Here is a 20,024-nt window from a genome sequence, read left to right as displayed (position 1 = left end):
AGTCCCCTTGTTTCTCAGCCGTGTTCCGTGCCCGCCGTGCGCGTGCTCCCGCCGGAACCGGAGGTCGCCTCGCGGTACCAGTGCTCGAGCGTCAGCACGTGCCACAGATGCTTGGAGAAGTCCCGCTGCCCGGCGGCGTCCTGGGCGACCATCCGGGCCAGCGCGTCCCGGCGCAGCAACCCGGAACGCACGAGCACCCCGTCGTGCACCACCTCGCGCACCAGCGGCGCGAGATCCCGGCTCATCCAGGCGCGCAGGGGGGCGCTGAACAGCCCCTTGGGCCGGTAGACGATCTCCCGGGGCAGGATCGAGGTGGCCGCCTCCTTGAGGGCGGCCTTGCCCTGCCGTCCGACGATCTTGCGGTCACCCGGGATCGCGAACGCCGCCTTCACCACCTCGACGTCCACATAGGGCACCCGCACCTCCGTCGAGGCGGCCATGCTCGACCGGTCGGTGTAGGCGAGGTTCAGGCCCGGCAGGAACATCCGTGTGTCGCCCAGGCACATGCGGTTGACGAAGTCGTCGAGGTCGTTGTCCCGGTAGACGTCCGCGTGCTCGGTCAGCACGTCCTGGACGGCCCCGGACAGGTCCGGATTGACCAGTGCGAGCAACTCCTCCTGGTCGTACAGGGTGTAGCTGCGCCGAAAGGCGGTCTCCTCCGGCAGATCGGCGAAGGACAGGAACCGTTTCGCGAAGCGCACCGACCTGAACCCCCTGCGGGAGGTGGCGACCGGAAGCCGGTCCACGGCCGAGGACAGCCCCCGCCGCAGGGGCCGCGGCACCCGTTGATAGCGCAGCGCCAGCACATTGGCCAGGTGCTTGCGGTACCCGGCGAACAGCTCGTCGGCCCCCATCCCGGACAGCATCACCTTGATCCCGGCTTCCCGGGCGGCCGAGCAGATCAGGAAGGTGTTGATCGCCGCGGGGTCACCGATCGGCTCGTCCAGGTGGTACGTCATCCGCGGCAGCAGGTCGAGCACGTTCGGAGCGATCTCGATCTCGTGCAGTTCGACGCCGAACCGCTCGGCGACCTGCCGGGCGTAGCGCAGATCGTCCGGCATCGCCTCGAACTTGGCGTCCTCGGCGCGGAACCCGATCGTGTAGGCGGAGATCCCGGGCTGATGCCGGCTCGCCAGCGCGGTGAGGAGACTGGAGTCGAGACCGCCCGAGAGGAAGGTCGCCACCGGTACGTCGGACAGCAGGTGCCGCCGTGTCGACTCCTCGACCACGGCGGCCAGGTCCGGCCGCTCACCGTCGAGGGCCCGCTCGCGGCCTTCGGCGGCCACGTCCTTCAGGTTCCAGAACCGGCCGCGCTCCACCCGGCCGTCGGGACGGCACCTCAGCCAGCTCCCCGGCGGCAGCTTCTCCACGTCCCGGAAGGCACAGCGCGAATCCGGCACCCAGTAGTACAGGAGCGAGGCCACCAGAGCTGTGTGGTCCACCTCGAGCGCCGCGCCGTCCACGGCGGCGAGCGCCTTGAGTTCGGAGGCGAACACCAGGCCCGCCCCGCGCCGCAGCAGGAACAGCGGTTTGATGCCGAGCTGGTCGCGGGCGAGCACCAGCTCACCGGTCCGCTCGTCGAAGACCGCGAACGCGAACATGCCGCGCAGCCGGGGCAGACAGTCCGTGCCCCAGTGCCGCCAGGCCTCCAACAGCACCTCGGTGTCGGACGTACCGCGAAAGCGGACCCCCTTGGCCGTCAACTCGGCCCGCAATTCAGGTGAGTTGTACAGCTCGCCGTTGTATGTCAGGGCCAGTCCGCCCGACACCATCGGCTGGGCGCCGGTCTCGGACAGGTCGATGATGGCGAGCCTGCGGTGCCCCAGGTGTACGTCGCCGTCCCCCAGCGGGTGGCTGTAGTGGCCCGCGCCGTCCGGGCCGCGGTGGGCGAGGGTGTCGGTGAGCCGGTCGGTCACGAGCTTCCCGTCCGGCCACCGGTAGGTGCCTGCGATGCCACACATCTCTAGCGCGCCTCCTGATCGCTGTCCGGGACCCGTACGGGCGGCATCGCCGGCCGCACCGCGCGCGGCAGCCCCGTCCCGTTCCGCCGCACCAGCCGCTCGTGATGGCCGCGCAGCGCCGTGTACAGCCCGTCCCACAGCGTGCCGTCGGTCCGGTCCCGCGGATCGGGGTCGATCAGCACCACACCGATCACCGGAATGCGCTGGTCGGTGAGTTGCCGCGCCACGGTGTGCAGCCATGCGGCGCCGGCGTGCCCGGCGCGGACCACGAGCACGGTCTGCGCACCGAGGTGGGGCAGGTCCAGCCATGCCGCGCCGGGCGCGACCGAGCCGACACCGAGCCGGCGCGTCCGCTGCGGCAGATCCGCCACGTCCTGGGCGCGCACCACGGCCGGACCTCCCGACTCCCGGCCCAACGCGGCGAGTTCAGGTCCGGGCAGGGCGTCGACGACGGCCACCGGACCTTCCACCGCCAGCGCCTTGGCGACGTTCCACGCGATCAGGCCGGCGCTGCGCGCACAGCCCAGTTCCAGGAGCGAGACCGGTTCCCCCGCGCCGCGCACGGCACGGACCACGGTCGCGGTCAACCGCTCCTGGGCCGCCCGGGCCCGTCCGCGCCGCCACCGCCTGCCCGTGCGGCCGGGCAGCTCGGCGATGACCGAGGCACCCAGGTGCGCCGCGATCTCCCTGCGCAGCACGGGACGGTCCGCGACCACCGAGCCGACCGCCGCCAGCGCGAGGCCGAGGACGAGCCCGAGTACGAGTCCGATCGCGGCGTCGGTCAGCACGGCCTTCGGCACCGAATGCGGCACCGCGCGCGGGGAGTCCACGATCTGCGTGCCCGCGACGAGCTTGGGCATGCCGGTACGGGCCTCCGCTGCCCGCTGATCGAAGTCGGTGATGCGGGAGCTGAGTTCGGCCCGGTGCGCGAAGAGCGACTCGATGCTCGCCGACGCCCTGGGGTCGTTGCCCGGCGTCCGGGTCCCGATCTCCTTGTTGACCTGGGCCAGTTCGTCCCGCATACGGTCACGCTGCCCGAGCAGCGCTTTGGCCTCGGCGTCGGACGCCGCCTGTATCCGCTGCGCGTGGTCCGCCACGAAGGCGTCCGCCAGCGCCTTGGCGCGGGCCACCGCCTGCGCCTGGCTCGCGCCTGTCACGGTGATGAGCAGCAGGTTGTTGGTCAGGCCGGTGGCCGTGTACTCCCGCAGGAAGTCCTCGGCGCGTTCGGGGGAGTTGAGCGCGCCCAGGGCCGCGCCGGCGATCCGGGTGGTTCCCAGGAGCGCGACATCGGTACGGATCAGGGTTCCGGGGTCGTTGGGCTGGTCGCTCTCGTGCGCGACCAGCACCGTGGTGACCGCGGTGGGCGGCGGCTTCAACAGGACCGCCGTCGCCGCGCCGAGCAGCAGCCCGATCAGTGCCATGGAGCACCACAGGCGGCGGCGCCTGCGGACCGCCGCGACCAGCGCGTGCAGATCCAGAAGCGGAACGGCCGTCTCCGACCGGGACGTCGTGCTCGTCGTCACGCAGAACCCCCCGCCGCGTGCTGGTGAACCGCGAGCTCGGGAGCTCGGTGCTCCGATGGCTGGACGGCGGAGGAGGGCCGGACCGGACCGGCGACCACGACACCGACGACGACATGTCCGCCGTCCGCGCACGCCCCGGCGAGGTCCGCGAGTTCCTCCGCGGTGCGGCTGCCCACGCTCAGCACGACGAGGGCGCCGGACTCGGTGACGCGGTCCGGCACCATCGGCTGGGACACCGGGACGCGCACCGTCCGCAGCCGCGGGGTGCTCCCGGCCTCGGCCACGAGCCGCTCCGCGGCCCCTCGGCCGATGTCGTCCCCGCCCGGCACGACCACCAACAGCCGCTCCGCGCCCGGCAGTTGCTCGCGCAGATGGGCACAGATCCGCTGGTAGCGGATCCGCTGTTCGGCCTCGGCGGCCCAGGTCCGTGGGATCGGGATGTCCCACCGGGTGTCGACTCCGAGCAGGCGGCCGACCCGAGCCCGCGGACCTGGGCCCTCGGCGCGGTGCGCGGGACGCTCCTGGGGTACGTCGACGGTCCCGAGCAGCGTCGAGCCCAGCGCGGCGGCGATCTCCGCCGGCGTACGCAGTCGGCGGTTCATCCGTGCGGCGGCGAGATGGCCGACGACCGCGAGCAGGAGGAACAACACCGCCCCGGCGACGACGAGTTGCGTCGTGGTCGGTGGCGCGGGGGCGGTCGGCCGGGCCGCCGGGCCCATGACGACCATGCCGGCCTTGTTGGCGGTCTGGTCGGCCAGGTCCAGCTTCTTCATCGCCTCTTGCAGCCCGGTGCGCAGCTTCTCCAGTTCGGTGCGGGCCTGCACGCTCTCCACGGTCTGTCCGGGGTCGGCCGCCTTGGCGAGGTCGCTGATGCGCTGATTGGTCTCCGCCACCTGTTTGCGCAGGGCCTCGGGTCCCGACGTCGGATCGGAGTCGGCGCCGCTGCCCGCGATCCGCGCGGCGAAGGTGACGAACTGCTGGGCGACCTGGTCGGAGAGTTGCTGCGCGCGCGCCGGGCGATCGGCCGTGGCGGAAATCTTGATGATGTTCCCGTCGGAGGCCTGTGCGCTCACCCGATTCCGCAGTTCGCTCCGGTTGACGTCCCGCCAGCCGAGCGCGTCGGCCGCGCGGTCCACCACCGCCGAACTCGCCGCGATCTCCGACTGGGTCAGCAACTCGCGCTCCTCCCACTGCCCCGGCAGCAGGACCGACGCGGTGGCCGTGTAACGCGGCGGAAACAGCATCGAGGCGCCGTAACCGACGAGCGCGCCCACCACGGCGATGATGAGGAGAAACCGCCGACGGCGACGGAGGATCCGCCCGATCGTGACCAGGCGTATGGTGTCATCGCTCAACGGCGCGGCCCTCTCCTTCGCCGGTCTGCCGGGCCGGGGTGTCCGGCGTCGGCGGGACGCGGTCACGGCAGGCGGCGGCGTAGGCCGCCAGCAGCGATCGCTGGGAGTTCCGCCAGGAAAGCTCCCCGCCGATCCGCTCCTGGCCGACCTTGCCCATCCGGGCCCGCCGCTCCGGATCGTCGAGCAACTCGCCGATGAGACGGGCGAATTGGGCCTCGTCGTTGGCGGGTGCGTAGACGGCGGCGTCACCGGCGGAGACCCGTGCCTCCCGCAGGTCGAACGAGACGATCGGCCGGCCCATCGCCATGTACTCCAGGACCTTGTTCATGGTCGACACGTCGTTGAGCGGATTGTGCGGGTCGGGGGAGAGGCACACGTCAGCTGTGGACAGGTAGCGCACCAGGTCGGCGTCCGGAATCCGTCCCGTGAACTGCACCTGGTCGGTGAGACCGAGCCGCTCGGACAGCCGCACCATCTCATCGAAGGCGTCACCGGCACCGATGAACACCGCGTGCCAGTCCGCGCGGCCGATCTCGTCACGCAGCTTCGCGAGGGCCCGCAGGGCGTAGTCGACGCCGTCCTGCGGCCCCATGACGCCGAGGTAGCACAGCAGATGCGGCTTGCCCCGCTTCAACTCCGGTTCGGGCGGCACCGGTTGGAAGCGGTCGCTCGCGGGGGCGCTGCGCACCACGAACACGTCCTGAGGCCGTCGGCCGCCGCGTCGCAACGCGACGTCCCGATAGCTCTCGTTGGTGGCGAGCACGACGTCCGCGGCCCGATAGGTCAGCCGTTCAAGGGCGCACACGGCGCGGTAGAGCAGGTCCTCGCCGCGGTCGAACCGGGACAGGTACAGCTCGGGCACCAGGTCGTGCTGGTCGAAGACGAAGCGGGCGCCGCGCCGCTTGAGCCACAGGGCCGGCAGGAACAGCAGGTCGGGCGGGTTGCAGGCGTGGACCACATCGACCGGGCCGACCCTGCGGGCGAGCCGAACCGTGTGCCACAGCGCCGATCCGTACTCCCGCAGATAGCCGGCCGGGCCCGCGGTGGCCGCCCGCAGGGGATAGCGGTGGATCCGCACCCCGTCGATCTCCGCCTCCGCCTCCGTGTCCCGGGTCCGCCCCCGGGGGCAGATGACGTCCACCCTCCAGCCCGCCTCGCGCAGCGTCGTGCACTCCTGCCAGACCCGCCGGTCGAAGGGCACCGACAGGTTCTCCACCAGGATCAGCGCGCGCCGGCCCCGCCGGTCGCCACCCTGCGCGTCACCAGGCAAGGCCCACGTACCCGGGTTCGGCACGGCGCGCATCGGCGTCGGGCACGCGGACGAGATCGATCAGCACCGGGCCGCCGTGGGGCAGGGCGGCCAGAACGTCCGGGTCCCTGGTGCCGACCAGGCACACCTCGGCATGGTCAAGGACGTCGTCCACGGAGGTCGCCAGTAACTGGGCGAGGTGGGGCAGCCGGGTCTCGATGTACTCGCGGTTGGCGCCGATCAGCCGGGACAGGCTCACGTTCGCGTCGTAGATCCGCAGGTCGTAGCCCCGTCCGAAGAGTCGCTCCGCGAGCTCGACGAGCGGGCTCTCGCGCAGGTCGTCGGTGCCCGGCTTGAAGGACAGCCCGAACAGTCCCACCCGGCGTTTGCCGGTGCGCTCGACCAGCTCCACGGCCCGCTGCAAATGGTCGGAGTTGGACGGCAGCACATGAGCGAGGATCGGGACCGACACATCGGCCCGCCGCGCCGCGTGCACGAAACTGCGCAGGTCCTTGGGCAGACAGGAGCCGCCGAAGGCGAAGCCGGGGCGCAGATAGGCGGGGCTGATGTTCAGCTTGCGGTCGGCGAGGAACACGTCCATCACCTGGTGGGAGTCCACGCCGAGCGCCCGGCACACCGCGCCCACTTCATTTGCGAAGCCGATCTTGAGCCCGTGGAACGCGTTGTCCGCGTACTTGATCGCCTCGGCGGTCGGGATGGGCACCCGGAACACCTCGCCGGGCAGCCCCTCGTACAGCGCCGCCACCGCGTCGCCGCTTGCCGGGTCGAGCTCGCCGATGACGGTCTTGGGCGGGTCGAAGAAGTCGCGCACGCTCGTGCCCTCGCGCAGGAACTCCGGGTTGACCGCCACCCCGAAGCTCACCCCGGCCGTGCCGCCGACGTACTTCTCCAAGATGGGCACCAGCAGGTTCAGACAGGTGCCCGGGAGCATGGTGCTGCGGAACACGATGGTCTGGCGCCCGCCCCGTTCGGCCAGGGCCGCGCCGATCTGTTCGGTGACCCGTTCCAAGTAGGTCGTGCACAGGCTGCCGTTGGGCTCCGACGGCGTGCCCACACAGATCAGCGATATCTCACTGCCCCTGATCGCCTCCCGCACGTCGCGGGTGGCGCGCAGTGCCCCGGCCCGCACCACCTCGGCGGTGAGATCGGCGATCCGTTCCTCGACGACGGGGGCCTTGCCCTCGTTGACCAGGTCGACCTTGACCTGGTTCACGTCCACCCCGATCACCTCGTGCCCCATGCTGGCCAGGCACGCGGCCGACACGCAGCCCACGTAGCCGAGCCCGAAGACACTGACCCTCATGCCCCGCCCCTTTCCCCTGGCAGACCGCCCCGGCCCGGAGGCCGGGCGCCCGCCGAACGACCCCGTTCGCGCATCAGTAGGCCCCCTGCCCGTAGACCACCGCACGCAGGGTCTTCCACAAGATCACCGTGTCCAGGGCGAGCGACCAGTCCTCCACGTACCGCAGGTCGAGCCGGACCGCCTCCTCCCAGGGAAGGTCACTGCGTCCGCTGATCTGCCACAACCCGGTGAGTCCCGGCTTGACCAGCAGCCGCCGCCGAATGTCGGGCCCGTACGCGGCGGACTCCTCGGGCAGCGGAGGACGCGGGCCGACGAGCGACATCGATCCGGTGAGTACGTTGAGGAGCTGCGGCAGCTCGTCGATCGAGTAGCGGCGCAGCACCGCGCCCACCCGGGTCACCCGTGGGTCCCGGTGCAGTTTGAACAACAGCCCCGCACCCTCGTTGCGGTCGGCCAGCTCGGCCCGCGCACGGTCGGCCCCGGCCACCATGGTGCGGAACTTGAGGATGGTGAACTCGCGGCCGTCCTTGCCCACCCTGCGCTGCCGGTAGAACGCGCCGCCCCGGCTGTCCGCCAGGACGAGCAGCGCCACGAGCGCCATCAACGGTGCGAAGAGCACCAGCAGGATCGCCGCGCCCAACCGGTCGACGACCTCCTTGACCGCTCGGCGTCCCCCGGTGAAGGTCGGCATGCTCACGCGCAACAGCGGGATCCCGAGCACCGCGTCGACGTGCAGCCGGGGCCCCGCCACCTCCATGAGGACGGGCGCCACGACCATCTCCACGTCGCTGCCTTCGAGGTTCCACGCCAGACGCTGCAACCGGTCGGGTGACCAGTGCGGGTCAGGTGTGACGGCCACGACCCGGTAGCCGTCGCGACGGACGTGGCCCGCGATGTCCGCCAGCCGGCCGACGACCGGCACTCCGGCCAGCTGGTCACCGTCGACACCGAGGCCGTCCGTCGTGCACACCGCCTCCACCCGCCAGCCCAGGTGCGGGAACTTGCGGGTGCGGATGATCAGGTCGCGTACGGACTCCGGGCTCCCGGCGGCCAGTACCGGCCGCAGACACTCGCCCTGCTTGCGTCGCTTGTGCAGCCAGAGGCGCAGAAGGTAGCGCTCGGTCATGGTGACCAGGGCGATCGCGGGAATCGCGACGAAGATCCAGAGTTTGATGTTGCGCGAGGTGAGGGCGATGCCCTCCAGCGCCAGCACCACCGCCGACGTGGACAGCGCGCGTCCGAGCCGGCGGAATTCCTCGGCACCCTGGCCGAGCACGGCCGGAGCCCAGGCCCGGCCCACCACCAGCGTTCCCAGCACCAGCAGTTCGGTGCCGAACGAGAGGATGCCCCACTTCTCGTGCCAGTTGGCCGCGTCGCGAGCCCCGAAGAAGAGCCCGATCGCCATCACCACACATGAGGTGGCCAGGGCGTCGCCCGTGATGACGGTACGGCGGTACCGCTGCTCCCAGTCCATCGCGGGCCGGCTGATGACCCCGTTCGCCAGACGTCTGCGCGTCGACGGAAACGGGCTGACTAATCCCCCCTGCCGCATACGACCCCCCAGGTCGCCAGTGGTTCGTAGGGTTCGCGCAACACTGTTCCTCCCCCTGGGAGGCCCCCGCCTCCCGCACTGCCTCCCCCACGAAACCCATGCCCTTGGCATGACATTTCGGCTGTTCAGTGCCCTTTGAACGCCCACACCGGCGCAAGCGGGCTCGTAAGCCTGCCGGAATTACCAGTGGTGGGAAAAACGCTGAACCCCCGGTGCTCCCCGCACCCGAGGCCGCCCGCCCCGCTTAAGACCCCCTGCCCGAACCCAAGAATTGATCACCCCCATGGACGGTGCCAGGACATGGTCGCCGACCGTCCAGCACCGGACCCGTAGATCATTATTGGTCGCCCCGTATCCGAGGAGCTGAAGCACGGTCAACTTAGACCACCGGAGCCCATATGTAGAGAGGGTGTGAGTAATTTGTGCTCGGCTTTCAGACGCGATCCGCCGCTCCGGCCCCCGGCCGGTTTGCCGCCCCCGCGCCCCTCTTGACCCCTCCAGCCCCTGGTGGCAGCGTCGGGCGACAACGAGCGGCGAGCACACCGCGTTTCGGCGGTGCCTGGTGGGGTGACGAATTCGCGCTGTTCACGCACGGCGGCGGGACGCTGTCCGTGTCCGAAGCGGACCGTGCGCCTTCTTGATCGCGCCGACGGCCGGCAGTCTGTCCAAAAGCGGGCTCCTTTTCCACGACGGGAGTTTTGGCGGCGTCCATCGGAGAACCGCACGCAAACGCACTCTTGACAGGTGCATGGGCCATTGGAAGGCTTACACGCGCCAAAGCCCTTGTGATCTACGGCAGTTACTCCGTGCGACCAGAATCTCCGACCGGGACATCCGATCGGGGTGGTTTTCGTGTGTCACTGATGTGTCAGGAGGAAGCGATGAACGCTGTTGTGGTCCAGGACCCCACGAGCGCGGCGCAGGTCACCGACGAGGTGTTCGATCTGGTGATCGGCGAGCTGGAGCAGGAGCTCCCGCAGGACGCGCCGGACCGTGCCGCGCAGGGCAGCACCTGTATACGGGTCTACTGCATCGTGGAGTGACCGTGTGAAAGCTGACAGGGGTGGTGCCGTCCGTCCGCGACGGCACCACCCGTGCTACCTGGCCGAGGCCGGCCACGGACAGGTGGGGGAGTGCGATGCCGGAATGCTTGTGGGAGCTGCGTACCGCCGACACCGGGCCAAGGCCGACAACGTCCGGTAGCCGCCAACTCCCGTCCGCTGTAAGGAAGTTGCTGGCCAACCTTGCCGCAGGGGGCGCCAAGGGAATGTTCCCGCCCGTCGTGGGGGACGGGCCGGACGGAACCGTCCGCGTCGTGCGGCACCTGGAGTGCCGCGCGGAGTCCGATGCCCTGGCGACGGCCCTCTCCGACGACCGCTTCACGCCCTTGACCGCGGCCCTTGAGCGGCTCGACACCTGGTGCCTGCGGGCGGCCGAGCAACAGAGGGGGCGGGTCGCCCCCGGGGTCCTCGACGTCACCAATGCCGAACTGTTCGGTCCTGTGGTCACGGAACTCTTCGAGGCGTGCGCGACCCGGACCGCACGGCGGGCCGCCGACTTCACGGCGCTGCGCGTCGCCCAGTTCGAACGCTGCCTCGACCTCTTCCTGGCCCGCCTGGCCCACGACCGCCCGGCCGGCCTGCCCGACGTGCCGGGGCTCGACGGCCCCGTGAGCGGGATCCGGGCACACGGCGACGAGACACACAACGGCGGCGGCCGGGTGCTGAGGGTGGAGTTCGCCGGGGGCGGGAGACTCGCCTACAAGCCTCGGCCGGCCTCCGGCGAGGTGCTCTTCCTCGCCGAGAGCGCCGAGGGGGCACCTCCCGATTCCGTATTCGCGCTGCTCAACGCCCTGCCCCCGGCATCGGGACCGGTACGGCTCCCGGTGCTGCGGTGCCGGATGGGGCAAGACCCCGACGGCGCCGCCTACAGCTGGCACGAGTGGATCGAGCCGCCCGCATCCATCGGCGACCTGCGCACCGACGGTGAACTCGCCCTGCGCGCAACGGTGTTGGACCCGCCGTGCGCCGGCGCGCTCTGGCACCGGGCGGGCGCGCTGGCCGCGGCGGCCTTCGCGTTCGGGATCGCCGATCTCATCGGGCCCAACGTGCCGGCCGGAAGCCGCCCGAGGGACGACGGCCCCCTGCTCTACCCGGTCGATCTCGAGGTCTACTTCACCGACGTGGAGCGGCTGTCCGGCACCGGACTCGTACAGGGCCCGCTCGGCGCCGGACACCATCACGTGGGCCTGGAGAACGTGCCCCGCTGGTGCGACCTGGACGGCCCGCCGACCTGTTGGACCCAGGATGCCGACGGGGTGCTGCGCCTGACCCGCAGGACCCGCCCCCTCGCGCGCACCCGGGCCCCGTCGCTGGTGGCGGACACGGAGGGCCGCACCGGCTACGGGCCCTACCTGGGCCGGATGCTGCGGGGCATGTTCGACGCCTGGACCCTGATGTGCCGCAACCGCCGACGCATCGCGGAGTTCATCGCGGAACGCGCCCCCGACCACGTCGTACGTGTCCTCGCACGACCCACCCGGGAGTACGCGAACGCCCTCGGGGCCGGCCCGGGCGACACCGTCGTCCTCGCCCGCGACGAACGGTCGCAACTGGCGCGGGGCGACGTGCCGTACTTCTTCCGCAGAGCCGACGGCGGACCGTTGTGGGCGCTGGACCCCCGGAACGGACGCACCGTCGAGGCGCGGTTGCCGGAGTTTGACGACGGCCACGCCGGGCCGCCCGCACCCGCCGTACGCGAGAGCCACGGGCTCGACCTCGCGGGTCTCGGAGTCGCCCTGCGCGACGCCGTCACCCATGTCGCCGCCGACCTCGACGGACCCGACGTCACGCTCCACGACGACGGCGTGCGGATCGCCCTGCACGGTCCGCACGACGGCGAGGTGTCCTTCGAGTGGACCGGGACGGGACGGCGGATCACCTACTCCTGGACCCTGACCACACTCCGGCTGCACATCGACGAGATGGACGAGCCACCCGGGACGAGCCCGACGGACGGGGAGGCCGCGCGCCCGTGCGACCGCATCCGGGAACGCCTGCGACGCCTTGCCCGAGTGGACGCGGCCCTGCGCGAACCGTGGGCGGCGGGCGGCTTCACGGACACGGAACTGGAGCGCAGGCTACGGCAGTTGACCGACACCGCGGCCGACTGGCTCGATGGGGTGATCGCGGAACACGGCTGGCCGGGACGACGACTCGTGGGCGAGGAGGCCGCGGCCGTGGCGAGCCGGCTGGTCCAGCACCTCGTGGACCGGACCGACTTCCAACGCCGCTGTCTGCGTCTGGTCGAGCAGGCCGCGGCGGAGGGCGATGTGCCGGAGCGCGAGGTCGCGTATCTGACCGACGCACTGCGCTGGGCGGAGGGGAGGGAGCAGGTGTACGGGACGAAGTTCCGCGACGTGGCGGGAGACCTCGTGCCCTGCCCGATCGAGGACCCGACCCGTGTCGACGAACGCCGGGCCGCCGTCGGGCTCTGCCCGCTGGACGAATACGCCCAGCGGCTGCGCGAGCGCTTCGCGCCCACGGTGAGGGAACCGGCGTGACGGACGTGACGAGCGTGACGGGCGAACAGGACGTGTACTGGGACGAGTTGGCGACACACCACTGGGGACACCGACCGGGCCGATTCATCGTCCCGGTGCCGTTCTCGGCCGCGTGGGCCCATGAGCTGGTGGTGAAAGCCGCCGAGCCGTTCCGTGCGGGCACCGTCTACGGGGCGCTGCCGAAGGTGCGTCTGCACACCTCCCGTGGATGGCTGGGCGCGCCGGGGCGACTGCTGCCCGGCGCGGGCGACACGAGCGCCGAGCGGTATCTCGCCCGCGCGGAACGGGAGTTGGCGCTCCCAGGGCTGTTGCTGAGCGTGCACCGGCCCCTCCACCTCGATTACGCCCTGTGGGCGGCCGTGCGAGACGCGCTGGCCGGACTGTGGCGCACGGTCGGGTGGCCCTGCCTGCCCGTCGAAGCCGAGCTGACCGAGGCGCGGGGGTTCACCTGGGACCGGGGCATGGGTGTCCCTTCCGAGCACGCGGTGCTGCTCTGGGTTCTCGAAGGGAACCTGGAGGTCACCCTGTGGCCCGGCACGGAAGGCGAACCCATGCAACTCGCCGCCTCTGCCGGTGAGTTGCTGTACTGGCCGGACGGATACCGCAGCCAGGAACGACACGCGGAGCGATGTGTGACACTGCGTGTCCATGTGCCGAGGGCGTCGCGGCTGGCCACGACCGCGGTCAGGACGTTCCTCGCGGACGCCGTGCACGACCGCCTCGGCCGCGACGGATCCGTACCCCTGCTGCCCTTTCCCGCGCCCGCGGCGTCCGACGGCGGCGCCCCCGTCGCGCAGGTACTCACCCAGGTCGGCGAGGCTGCCGGGGCGGTCATGAAGGACGAGCACCTCGCCCGTGCGCTCCGGGTCCGCTGGGCCGCTCTGCGTTCGGCCGCCGGACTCGACCCCGCACCCCCACCCCGCCCGACCGCACCCCCGGCCCCCGGGCGGCGCATCGAAGTGGTGCGCGACATCGTCCGGATACCCGACGGGCCGAATCGATGGATCTGGGCCGCCGAAGGACACGCCTTTCCCGTGGGCGGATCGTCGGGAGCCCGTCTCGCCGAACAACTCATCCCCGGACGCCAGCTGACGATCACTCAGCTCTGCCGATCAGTCGGTGCCGACGAACACAACACGGCCGTACTCGCCCTCGTCACCAAGCTGGCCGGGTTGCGAGCGGTCGAGCTGCTGGACGAGGAGACACGGCGTTGACGGTAAGCGACAGGCAAAGGAACCACGAGGTGATCGTCGAAGAGCGTTTCGACTGGGGTGCGTTCACCTCGCGCCACTGGGACCGGCACCCCGTGTTGTACAAGTCGGTGCGCCCGGAGCCCTTCCAAGAGGACGAGGTGTTCCAGGCGGCGCTGCGCGCGACCCGAGCCCCAAATCCGTATCTCATCCCGCCCCACGCCCAGTTCGCGGTCGGACGATTCCAGCAGACGGCACCCGGAAGGTGGCTGCCGCGTGCCTCGGACCGTACGTTCACGGGCTACGGCGAACGCCTGGCGACCACGGACCCACAGGTTCGCGCGGACGGTTACGCACTGATGGTGCACGCGTTCCACACCTTTCACGCCGCGCAGTGGGACCGCGAACGCTCCTTCTTCGCCGGCCTGTGGGAACAGGTGGGCCTGCCGACGACGGGAGCGATCACCACCCTCTTCCACGGCACCTACGAGCACACGCCGGTCGGCGTGCACAAGGACCGCTTCGCCACCTTCCTCTTCGCGGTCCAGGGCCGCAAGCGCATGCGCTTCTGGACCCACCGCCCATGGAGCCACACGGCGACCACGGTGCTCGACTACGAGCCCTACCTCGCGGATTCCTGCACCGCGGAGGTGGAACCCGGGGACCTTCTGTACTGGCCCGCCAGCCATTACCACGTAGGTGAAAGCGTGGGGAAGTCGATGGCGACCAGCGTCAACGTGGGGGTGCCGCGGGAGAACCACCGCGCGGTGTACGACCTCGACGACCTGCTCGTGGAGCACGACGCCCAGTCCTTGATGGACCCGGACGCCGCCCTGTCGCGGCTGCCCGCCGTCCCGGCGTCGCTGTCCGTCCCCGATCCGGCGACGACCGGGCTGCCGGCCGCCCTCGACCAGGCGCTGAGCACGTTGGGCACGTACACCGAAACGGCGCGTATGCGGGACCGGGCGATCGTGCAGTCCCTGCGGACCTGGACAGCGGGTGGCCTGCGCCCCGTACCCCCGCCCGAGGAGCCACGCGCGCTGCGCGACGAGACGATCGTGCGCGCGACCGCGCCGGTGCTGTGGGGCGAGACCGAGGACGCGCGGGTGTGTGCGACCAACGGTCACGCGGTGACCACCGCCCTGGACGCGAAGTGCGTCGCCCGCATGGTGGGCCTCTTGAACGGAACGGTGAAGGGCGTCCGGGTGGGCGACCTGTTGGGTGGCCTCACGGACGCGACCGTCGATACGAGCGGCGACGACACACTCCCGGCGAACAGGGCGGGCGCCCGACGGCTCTTGGAGGTCCTGGAGAGCTTCCGGGGGATCGGGCGGACCGAATAGGGGCCGCACGTCCCTCCGGCTCAGGAGGTACCTGTACTCAGGAGTTCGTCTTCTCCACCCGGCTGACGATGCACTCGCCGACCAGTGTGCGCATGTCGGTGTCCGGGGTGGCGGCCGTCTCGGTGACGGTGTTGACCGCGGTCTGTCCCGGGGCGAGGTCCTTGACGGTGAGCGTAGGAACACTCAGCACCTGGCGGTCCGAACTGCGACAAGAACCACCGCGAACACGGCTATGGACCGGACATGGCGCAGCTTCACCTGGGACCCCCGTCGACCGAAGTAGCCGCCAGGCGGCCTGACTTGGCGGCCGAAATACCCTGACAGTCGGGGGACGGGGGCTCTCGGTTCTCTTCGGCCCGCATGTGCGGTCAGCGACCCGCTCCGGTGGTCCGGGGCGGGCCACCGGAGCGGGTCGCGGTCAGCGGCGTGTGGTCGCGCCGCGGCGTCGCGCGGCGAACAGCACGCCGGCACCGCCCACGATCACCACCGCGGCCGCTCCACCGATGAGCGCGGTGTGGCTACCGCCGCCCGTCTCGGCGAGCCCGGTGCCGGCCGGCGAGGACGCGGACGCCGACGGGAGCGGGGACGTCGAGGTTCCCGACGCGGCGGCCGAGGAGGCCGGCGTCGCGGCGGCGGACGGCGATGCCGAGTGGCCCGGGGCCGGGTGGGACGGGGTGCCGGAGGGGTGGGAGGAGGCGGAGGAAGCCACGCAGGGGCTGTCCGGGGAGACCGGCAGGTTCGTCAAGCGCTCCTCCTTGAGGCTGCCCGCCGTCACGTACACGTTCCACTGGTAGCCCTGCATCCAGGGCACCAGGATCGTGGTGCTGACGCCTGCCGCCGTGGGGTGCTCGATGTGCCCGGTGCCGACCGTCTCGCCGTCGGTGCCGACGGCCATGCGTATCCGCACGGTGATGTCCGCGGGCGTGCCGGACGGGTCCTTGTTCGTGATGGTGATGGCCGCCCGGGCCTTACCCGTGCTGGTGTCGCACGTCGCCTTCGCGGTGAAGTCGCCGATGCTGCACGCATAGGCGCTTCCGGAGGCCAGAAGCACGGCAGCTGTCGCGGTAGCGGCGGTGACGGTGACGGCGCGCTTGAATGCCACGGGTCCCTCCCAGGGAACGTTCCACGAAGAGTGCCCCCGACGGGCACCCGTTCGTCGCGGGCGGGGACCCGCGGAAGGCTTCGAGAGGGGCAGAAGCCCGATCGAAGCGGCTCATCATCGCACCCCCGGAAAGCGTGAACGCACTTGCCCCGGCCATAGCTCAGCCCCCCGTCGATCGCGTACCGCACCGCCGGCGGAGCCGAAGTTCCTGCGTCAGCCATCCATGTGGGGCCACTCGTTGGAATGAGAGGCCAATCCCGATGCCCACCGGCTCCGAATAGGAGCCGTGATGAAGATTCTGAGCAAAGGCATCCGCCTTCCGCTCGCGGCCCTTTCCGGACTGCTGGCCGGGCTCGCCGCGCTGGCCGTCGCGGAACTGGTCTCCGCCGCCGTCCGACCCGAGGCCGGACCGGTGATCGCGGTGGGTGGTGCGGCCATCGACCGCACGCCGCCCGCGCTGAAGGACTGGGCGATCCGGCACTTCGGCACCCACGACAAACTCGTCCTTCAGCTCGGCATCCTCGCGGTCCTGGCCCTGCTCGCCCTCGTGCTCGGCGTGCTGGCCCTGCGCTTTCGCCGGGTCGGCGCCGCCGGAGTGCTGCTGTTCGGTGTGGTGGGAGCGATGGCCGCCGTCACGCGGCCCGACTCCACGAGTACGGTCGACGCGCTGCCCTCGGTGGTCGGCTCGTTGGCGGGGGCCGGGCTGCTGTACGTGCTCATCGGCCGCCTCTCCGTACGCACCGGCAGCCCGTCCGAAACGTACGGCGCTACCGGCCCCGATGGACGGACCGCAACCGGGACCGAGAACTGGGACCGGCGCGGGTTCGTGATCGCGGCGAGTGCGGCCGCCGCCGCGTCGGCCGGCGCGGGGCTGCTGGGCAGGTCGTTGAAGAACACCCGGGGCCAAGGAGCGATCGCCTCCCGCAGCAGGGTGTCGCTGCCCCGGCCCGCGTCCGCCGCACGGCCCGTTCCGCCGGGTGCCGTTCTGCACACCCCGGACATCAGCCCGTTCGTGACGCCCAACGGCGACTTCTACCGCGTCGACACCGCGCTGGTGGTCCCGAAGGTGGACGCGTCGTCCTGGCGGATGAAGATCCACGGTCAGGGGGTGAGACGTCCCCTCACGCTCACCTTCCAGGACCTTCTCAATCGCCGACTGATCGAGCGGGACATCACGTTGACCTGCGTCTCCAACGAGGTCGGCGGCCCCTATGTGGGGAACGCCCGCTGGATCGGGGTGCCATTGGCCGACCTGCTGAAGGAGGCGGGGGTACGGCCGCCGTCGCGTGGAGGACCGGCCGATCAACTCGTGGCGCGCTCGGTGGACGGCATGACGATCGGCAGCCCCGTCGAGGACATCATGGACGGCCGCGACGCGATGCTCGCTCTGGGCATGAACGGCGAACCCCTCCCGTTCGTGCACGGATTCCCGGTCCGCATGGTCGTGCCCGGTCTCTACGGCTACGTCTCCGCGTGCAAATGGCTCCAGAGCCTGGAACTGACCACGTTCGCCGCCTACGACTCGTACTGGGTCAAGCGATCCTGGGCCAGGAAGGCGCCGATCAAGACCGAGTCGCGTATCGACACCCCGAAGCCGTTCGCCCGCCCGAAACCCGGCACGGTGATGATCGCCGGGGTCGCCTGGGCCCAGCATCGGGGGATCGACCGGGTCGAGGTACGGGTCGACGACGGGCCCTGGACACAGGCCGACCTCGCGGTCGAGGACACCACCGACACCTGGCGTCAGTGGTCCCTGCCCTGGAAGGCCACCTCCGGCGCGCACACCTTGACCGTCCGGGCCACCGACCGCACCGGCCAGGCGCAGACCGAGCAGCGCACGCCCACCATCCCGTCCGGCGCCGACGGCTGGCACTCGGTGGTGATCACCGTGGACTGACCGGCCCACCTTCCATCACCTCACGACCCCCCCCTCGATCCGATCCCTGTCCGTGCGGGCCCGGCCTGCGAATGGCCCGCCCCACACCACCTCATAGGAGAAGTCATGAATGCCCTGCGTTTTCGCCGTGCCGCGATCGCCGTCAGCGCCGCCGCCGTCCTGCCCTTGGCACTGAGTGCCTGTGGAGGTGACGACAGCAAGAAGGACGCCGCCTCCTCGGCTTCGGAGTCCGCCGCGGCCCCCGCCGCGCAGCCTTCGACCGGCGGCGACGCGTCGATGACGGACAAGCCGTTCGGCCCCGGGTGCGCCTCGGTGCCCAAGGACGGCGCCGGCAGCTTCGACGGCATGGCCAAGGACCCGGTCGCCACCGCCGCGTCCAACAACCCGGCGCTGTCCACCCTGGTCGCCGCGGTCAAGAAGGCGGGCCTGGTCGACACCCTCAACAACGCCCAGAACATCACCGTGTTCGCCCCCACCAACGACGCCTTCGCGAAGATCCCGAAGGCCGATCTGGACAAGGTCCTCAACGACAAGGCCACCCTCACCAAGATCCTCACCTACCACGTGGTCGGCCAGAAGCTCACCCCCCAGCAGCTGGAGAACGGCTCCTTCGACACCCTGGAGAAGGGGAAGGTCACCACGTCGGGCTCGGGCACCGCGTACAAGGTCAATGACAGCGCCAACGTCGTCTGCGGCAACGTGCCGACGGCCAACGCGACCGTCTACATCATCGACTCCGTCCTGATGCCCAAGTAGGCAGGCGGCCCCCGGCCGCAAGGCCATAACCGGATACGAGCCGGAGCGCGCGGACCTTTCAGACAACGGCGGGTCCACCGCTCCGGCCCACCGCTGGAGCCGCGGGGAGGAACGCGACCCGAACGTCCGGAGCGAGGACGCGCGTCAGTAGAGCTTTCTGGCCGCGGTGGCGCAGGACGTGCTGACGAGGTCGAGGGTCACGTACTTGAGTGGCACGTTCGACTCCACAAGGCTGTCCGGCTCGGACGCGTCGTGTTCCCCAGTTCCAGGTGGAACTCGGGGAGAGTGTGACACGAGGTGCCGGCCGACCGGCGCACACCCCGGGCAGGTCGTCAGGCCCCGGGCGGCCCGCCCAGACGGCTTACGTGGCGAGGGCCGCGGCGAGTTCGTCAGGGCGGGCCGCGAACGGGCTGTGGCTGCCGGGCAGGGTGCGCACCGTGAACGGGCTTTCGGGGAAGGCCCGGTCGGCTTCGGTGATCATCAGGTCCTGCGCGGCCGGTGTCAGCGCCCGGTCCTCGGCGCAGCGCAGGAACGTGCGGGGAATGCGACCCCACCGTGCCGGGGTCAGGGCGACCGGAGCCGTCGGGATCGCCAGCGGCAGGTCAGGGCTCAGCGCGGACCGCCACCGGTCGAAGCGGTCCTGCGGGGTGTCGTGGTAGTGGGTTTCGCGCAGTTCGTGGAGGTAGGCGGGATCCGGTGAGAGCGGGTTGATCCGTATGGCGCCCAGGGCCTCGGGGTCGCCGAGGATCAGGTTCTGGCCCAGCGCGGTGGCGTTCTCGGGTGAGCCCAAGTAGTCGCGGAACCGCGACCGCCCGCCCGGGACGAACGCCGACAGGTAGACGATCCGGTCCACCAGCTCGGGCGCCCGCTCCGCGGCCAGGGAGGCGGGACCGCCGCCCGCGCTGTGCGCGACGAGCACGACGGTGTGATGGTGCCGCACCCGGCGCAGGACGCCGAGCACTGCCTCGGCGCAGTCGTCCATCGTCAGGGAGGCGAGCCGTGACTTCTCGGTCAGCAGGCCCGGCTGACCGGGCAGCAGGTATCCGCTGGGCAGGCGGGCGTCGAAGCCGTGCCCCGGAAGGTCGACGGCCACGCTCGCGGCGCCGAGCCCGGCCAGTGTGCGCTGCGTCGCCGCCCACTGTCCGGAGCTGTGCCAAGCGCCGTGCACGAGAACGAAGACGGTGTCGGTCAGAGGTGCGTTCTTCATGGC

15 protein-coding genes are annotated in these 20,024 nt (G+C 71.1%); 6 read left to right on the top strand and 9 right to left on the bottom strand.

The features are described from left to right. Positions 1 to 14: 14 nt before the first annotated feature. From asnB to DWB77_RS03750, 6 genes are all read right to left on the bottom strand, one after another. On the bottom strand, positions 15 to 1,961 hold the full coding sequence (gene asnB / locus DWB77_RS03775) for an asparagine synthase (glutamine-hydrolyzing) (RefSeq protein WP_120719868.1): 1,947 nt from the start codon (positions 1,959 to 1,961) through the stop codon (positions 15 to 17). Positions 1,962 to 1,963: 2 nt separating this feature from the next. Beyond that, a complete protein-coding gene (locus DWB77_RS03770; RefSeq protein WP_120719867.1) occupies positions 1,964 to 3,484 on the bottom strand; it encodes a Wzz/FepE/Etk N-terminal domain-containing protein in 1,521 nt (506 codons plus the stop codon). After that, complete coding sequence (locus tag DWB77_RS03765) at positions 3,481 to 4,839, bottom strand: Wzz/FepE/Etk N-terminal domain-containing protein (protein WP_120719866.1); 1,359 nt, start codon at positions 4,837 to 4,839, stop codon at positions 3,481 to 3,483. The genes DWB77_RS03770 and DWB77_RS03765 overlap by 4 nt, the downstream gene beginning before the upstream one ends. Next, the gene (locus tag DWB77_RS03760; RefSeq protein WP_174248505.1) at positions 4,829 to 6,142 is read right to left on the bottom strand and encodes a glycosyltransferase family 4 protein; all 1,314 of its coding nucleotides are present in this window, start codon (positions 6,140 to 6,142) and stop codon (positions 4,829 to 4,831) included. Before DWB77_RS03760 ends, DWB77_RS03765 begins: the two co-directional genes overlap by 11 nt. Continuing rightward, positions 6,099 to 7,412 (bottom strand): nucleotide sugar dehydrogenase, encoded by a 1,314-nt coding sequence (locus DWB77_RS03755; protein WP_120719865.1) that lies wholly within the window; start codon positions 7,410 to 7,412, stop codon positions 6,099 to 6,101. Before DWB77_RS03755 ends, DWB77_RS03760 begins: the two co-directional genes overlap by 44 nt. 73 nt (positions 7,413 to 7,485) lie before the next feature. Next, positions 7,486 to 8,964, bottom strand: a complete 1,479-nt coding sequence (locus DWB77_RS03750; protein WP_120719864.1) for a sugar transferase — start codon at positions 8,962 to 8,964, stop codon at positions 7,486 to 7,488. 881 nt (positions 8,965 to 9,845) lie between these two features. Here DWB77_RS03750 and DWB77_RS37595 point away from each other — a divergent pair. The 4 genes from DWB77_RS37595 to DWB77_RS03740 all read left to right on the top strand — a co-directional run bounded on the left by DWB77_RS37595 (position 9,846) and on the right by DWB77_RS03740 (position 15,059). Then, on the top strand, positions 9,846 to 10,007 hold the full coding sequence (locus DWB77_RS37595; protein WP_162952405.1) for a hypothetical protein: 162 nt from the start codon (positions 9,846 to 9,848) through the stop codon (positions 10,005 to 10,007). Between the two features lie 188 nt (positions 10,008 to 10,195). Continuing rightward, positions 10,196 to 12,526, top strand: coding sequence for a DUF6624 domain-containing protein (locus tag DWB77_RS03745; RefSeq protein WP_162952404.1), 2,331 nt, complete (start codon positions 10,196 to 10,198; stop codon positions 12,524 to 12,526). Further along, entirely contained in the window at positions 12,523 to 13,740 is a 1,218-nt protein-coding gene (locus DWB77_RS38735; protein WP_246033395.1) for a hypothetical protein, read from the top strand. Before DWB77_RS03745 ends, DWB77_RS38735 begins: the two co-directional genes overlap by 4 nt. A gap of 29 nt (positions 13,741 to 13,769) precedes the next feature. Next, the gene (locus DWB77_RS03740) at positions 13,770 to 15,059 is read left to right on the top strand and encodes a cupin domain-containing protein (RefSeq protein ID WP_246033394.1); all 1,290 of its coding nucleotides are present in this window, start codon (positions 13,770 to 13,772) and stop codon (positions 15,057 to 15,059) included. A 37-nt stretch (positions 15,060 to 15,096) separates the two neighbouring features. Here the strand turns inward: DWB77_RS03740 and DWB77_RS37590 are convergent, their stop codons facing one another. Both DWB77_RS37590 and DWB77_RS39235 read right to left on the bottom strand, forming a co-directional pair. Continuing rightward, the gene (locus tag DWB77_RS37590) at positions 15,097 to 15,249 is read right to left on the bottom strand and encodes a hypothetical protein (protein ID WP_162952403.1); all 153 of its coding nucleotides are present in this window, start codon (positions 15,247 to 15,249) and stop codon (positions 15,097 to 15,099) included. Positions 15,250 to 15,477: 228 nt separating this feature from the next. Continuing rightward, positions 15,478 to 16,161 (bottom strand): LAETG motif-containing sortase-dependent surface protein, encoded by a 684-nt coding sequence (locus DWB77_RS39235; RefSeq protein WP_120719861.1) that lies wholly within the window; start codon positions 16,159 to 16,161, stop codon positions 15,478 to 15,480. A gap of 289 nt (positions 16,162 to 16,450) precedes the next feature. On the opposite strand from DWB77_RS39235, the gene DWB77_RS03730 reads away from it, so the two are divergent. Both DWB77_RS03730 and DWB77_RS03725 read left to right on the top strand, forming a co-directional pair. Continuing rightward, entirely contained in the window at positions 16,451 to 18,058 is a 1,608-nt protein-coding gene (locus DWB77_RS03730) for a molybdopterin-dependent oxidoreductase (RefSeq protein ID WP_120719860.1), read from the top strand. Positions 18,059 to 18,163: 105 nt separating this feature from the next. Continuing rightward, positions 18,164 to 18,814: a fasciclin domain-containing protein gene (locus tag DWB77_RS03725; RefSeq protein WP_120719859.1), complete on the top strand. Its 651-nt coding sequence runs from the start codon at positions 18,164 to 18,166 to the stop codon at positions 18,812 to 18,814. A 361-nt stretch (positions 18,815 to 19,175) separates the two neighbouring features. On the opposite strand, the gene DWB77_RS03720 is transcribed toward DWB77_RS03725, so the two are convergent. After that, entirely contained in the window at positions 19,176 to 20,021 is an 846-nt protein-coding gene (locus tag DWB77_RS03720; protein ID WP_120719858.1) for an alpha/beta fold hydrolase, read from the bottom strand. Positions 20,022 to 20,024 lie beyond the last annotated feature (3 nt).

It is taken from the genome of Streptomyces hundungensis, from assembly GCF_003627815.1.
GTDB classification, from domain to species: domain Bacteria; phylum Actinomycetota; class Actinomycetes; order Streptomycetales; family Streptomycetaceae; genus Streptomyces; species Streptomyces hundungensis_A.
Note: the sequence above shows the minus strand (reverse complement) of the source record. Positions and strands in the feature narration are given on the sequence as shown.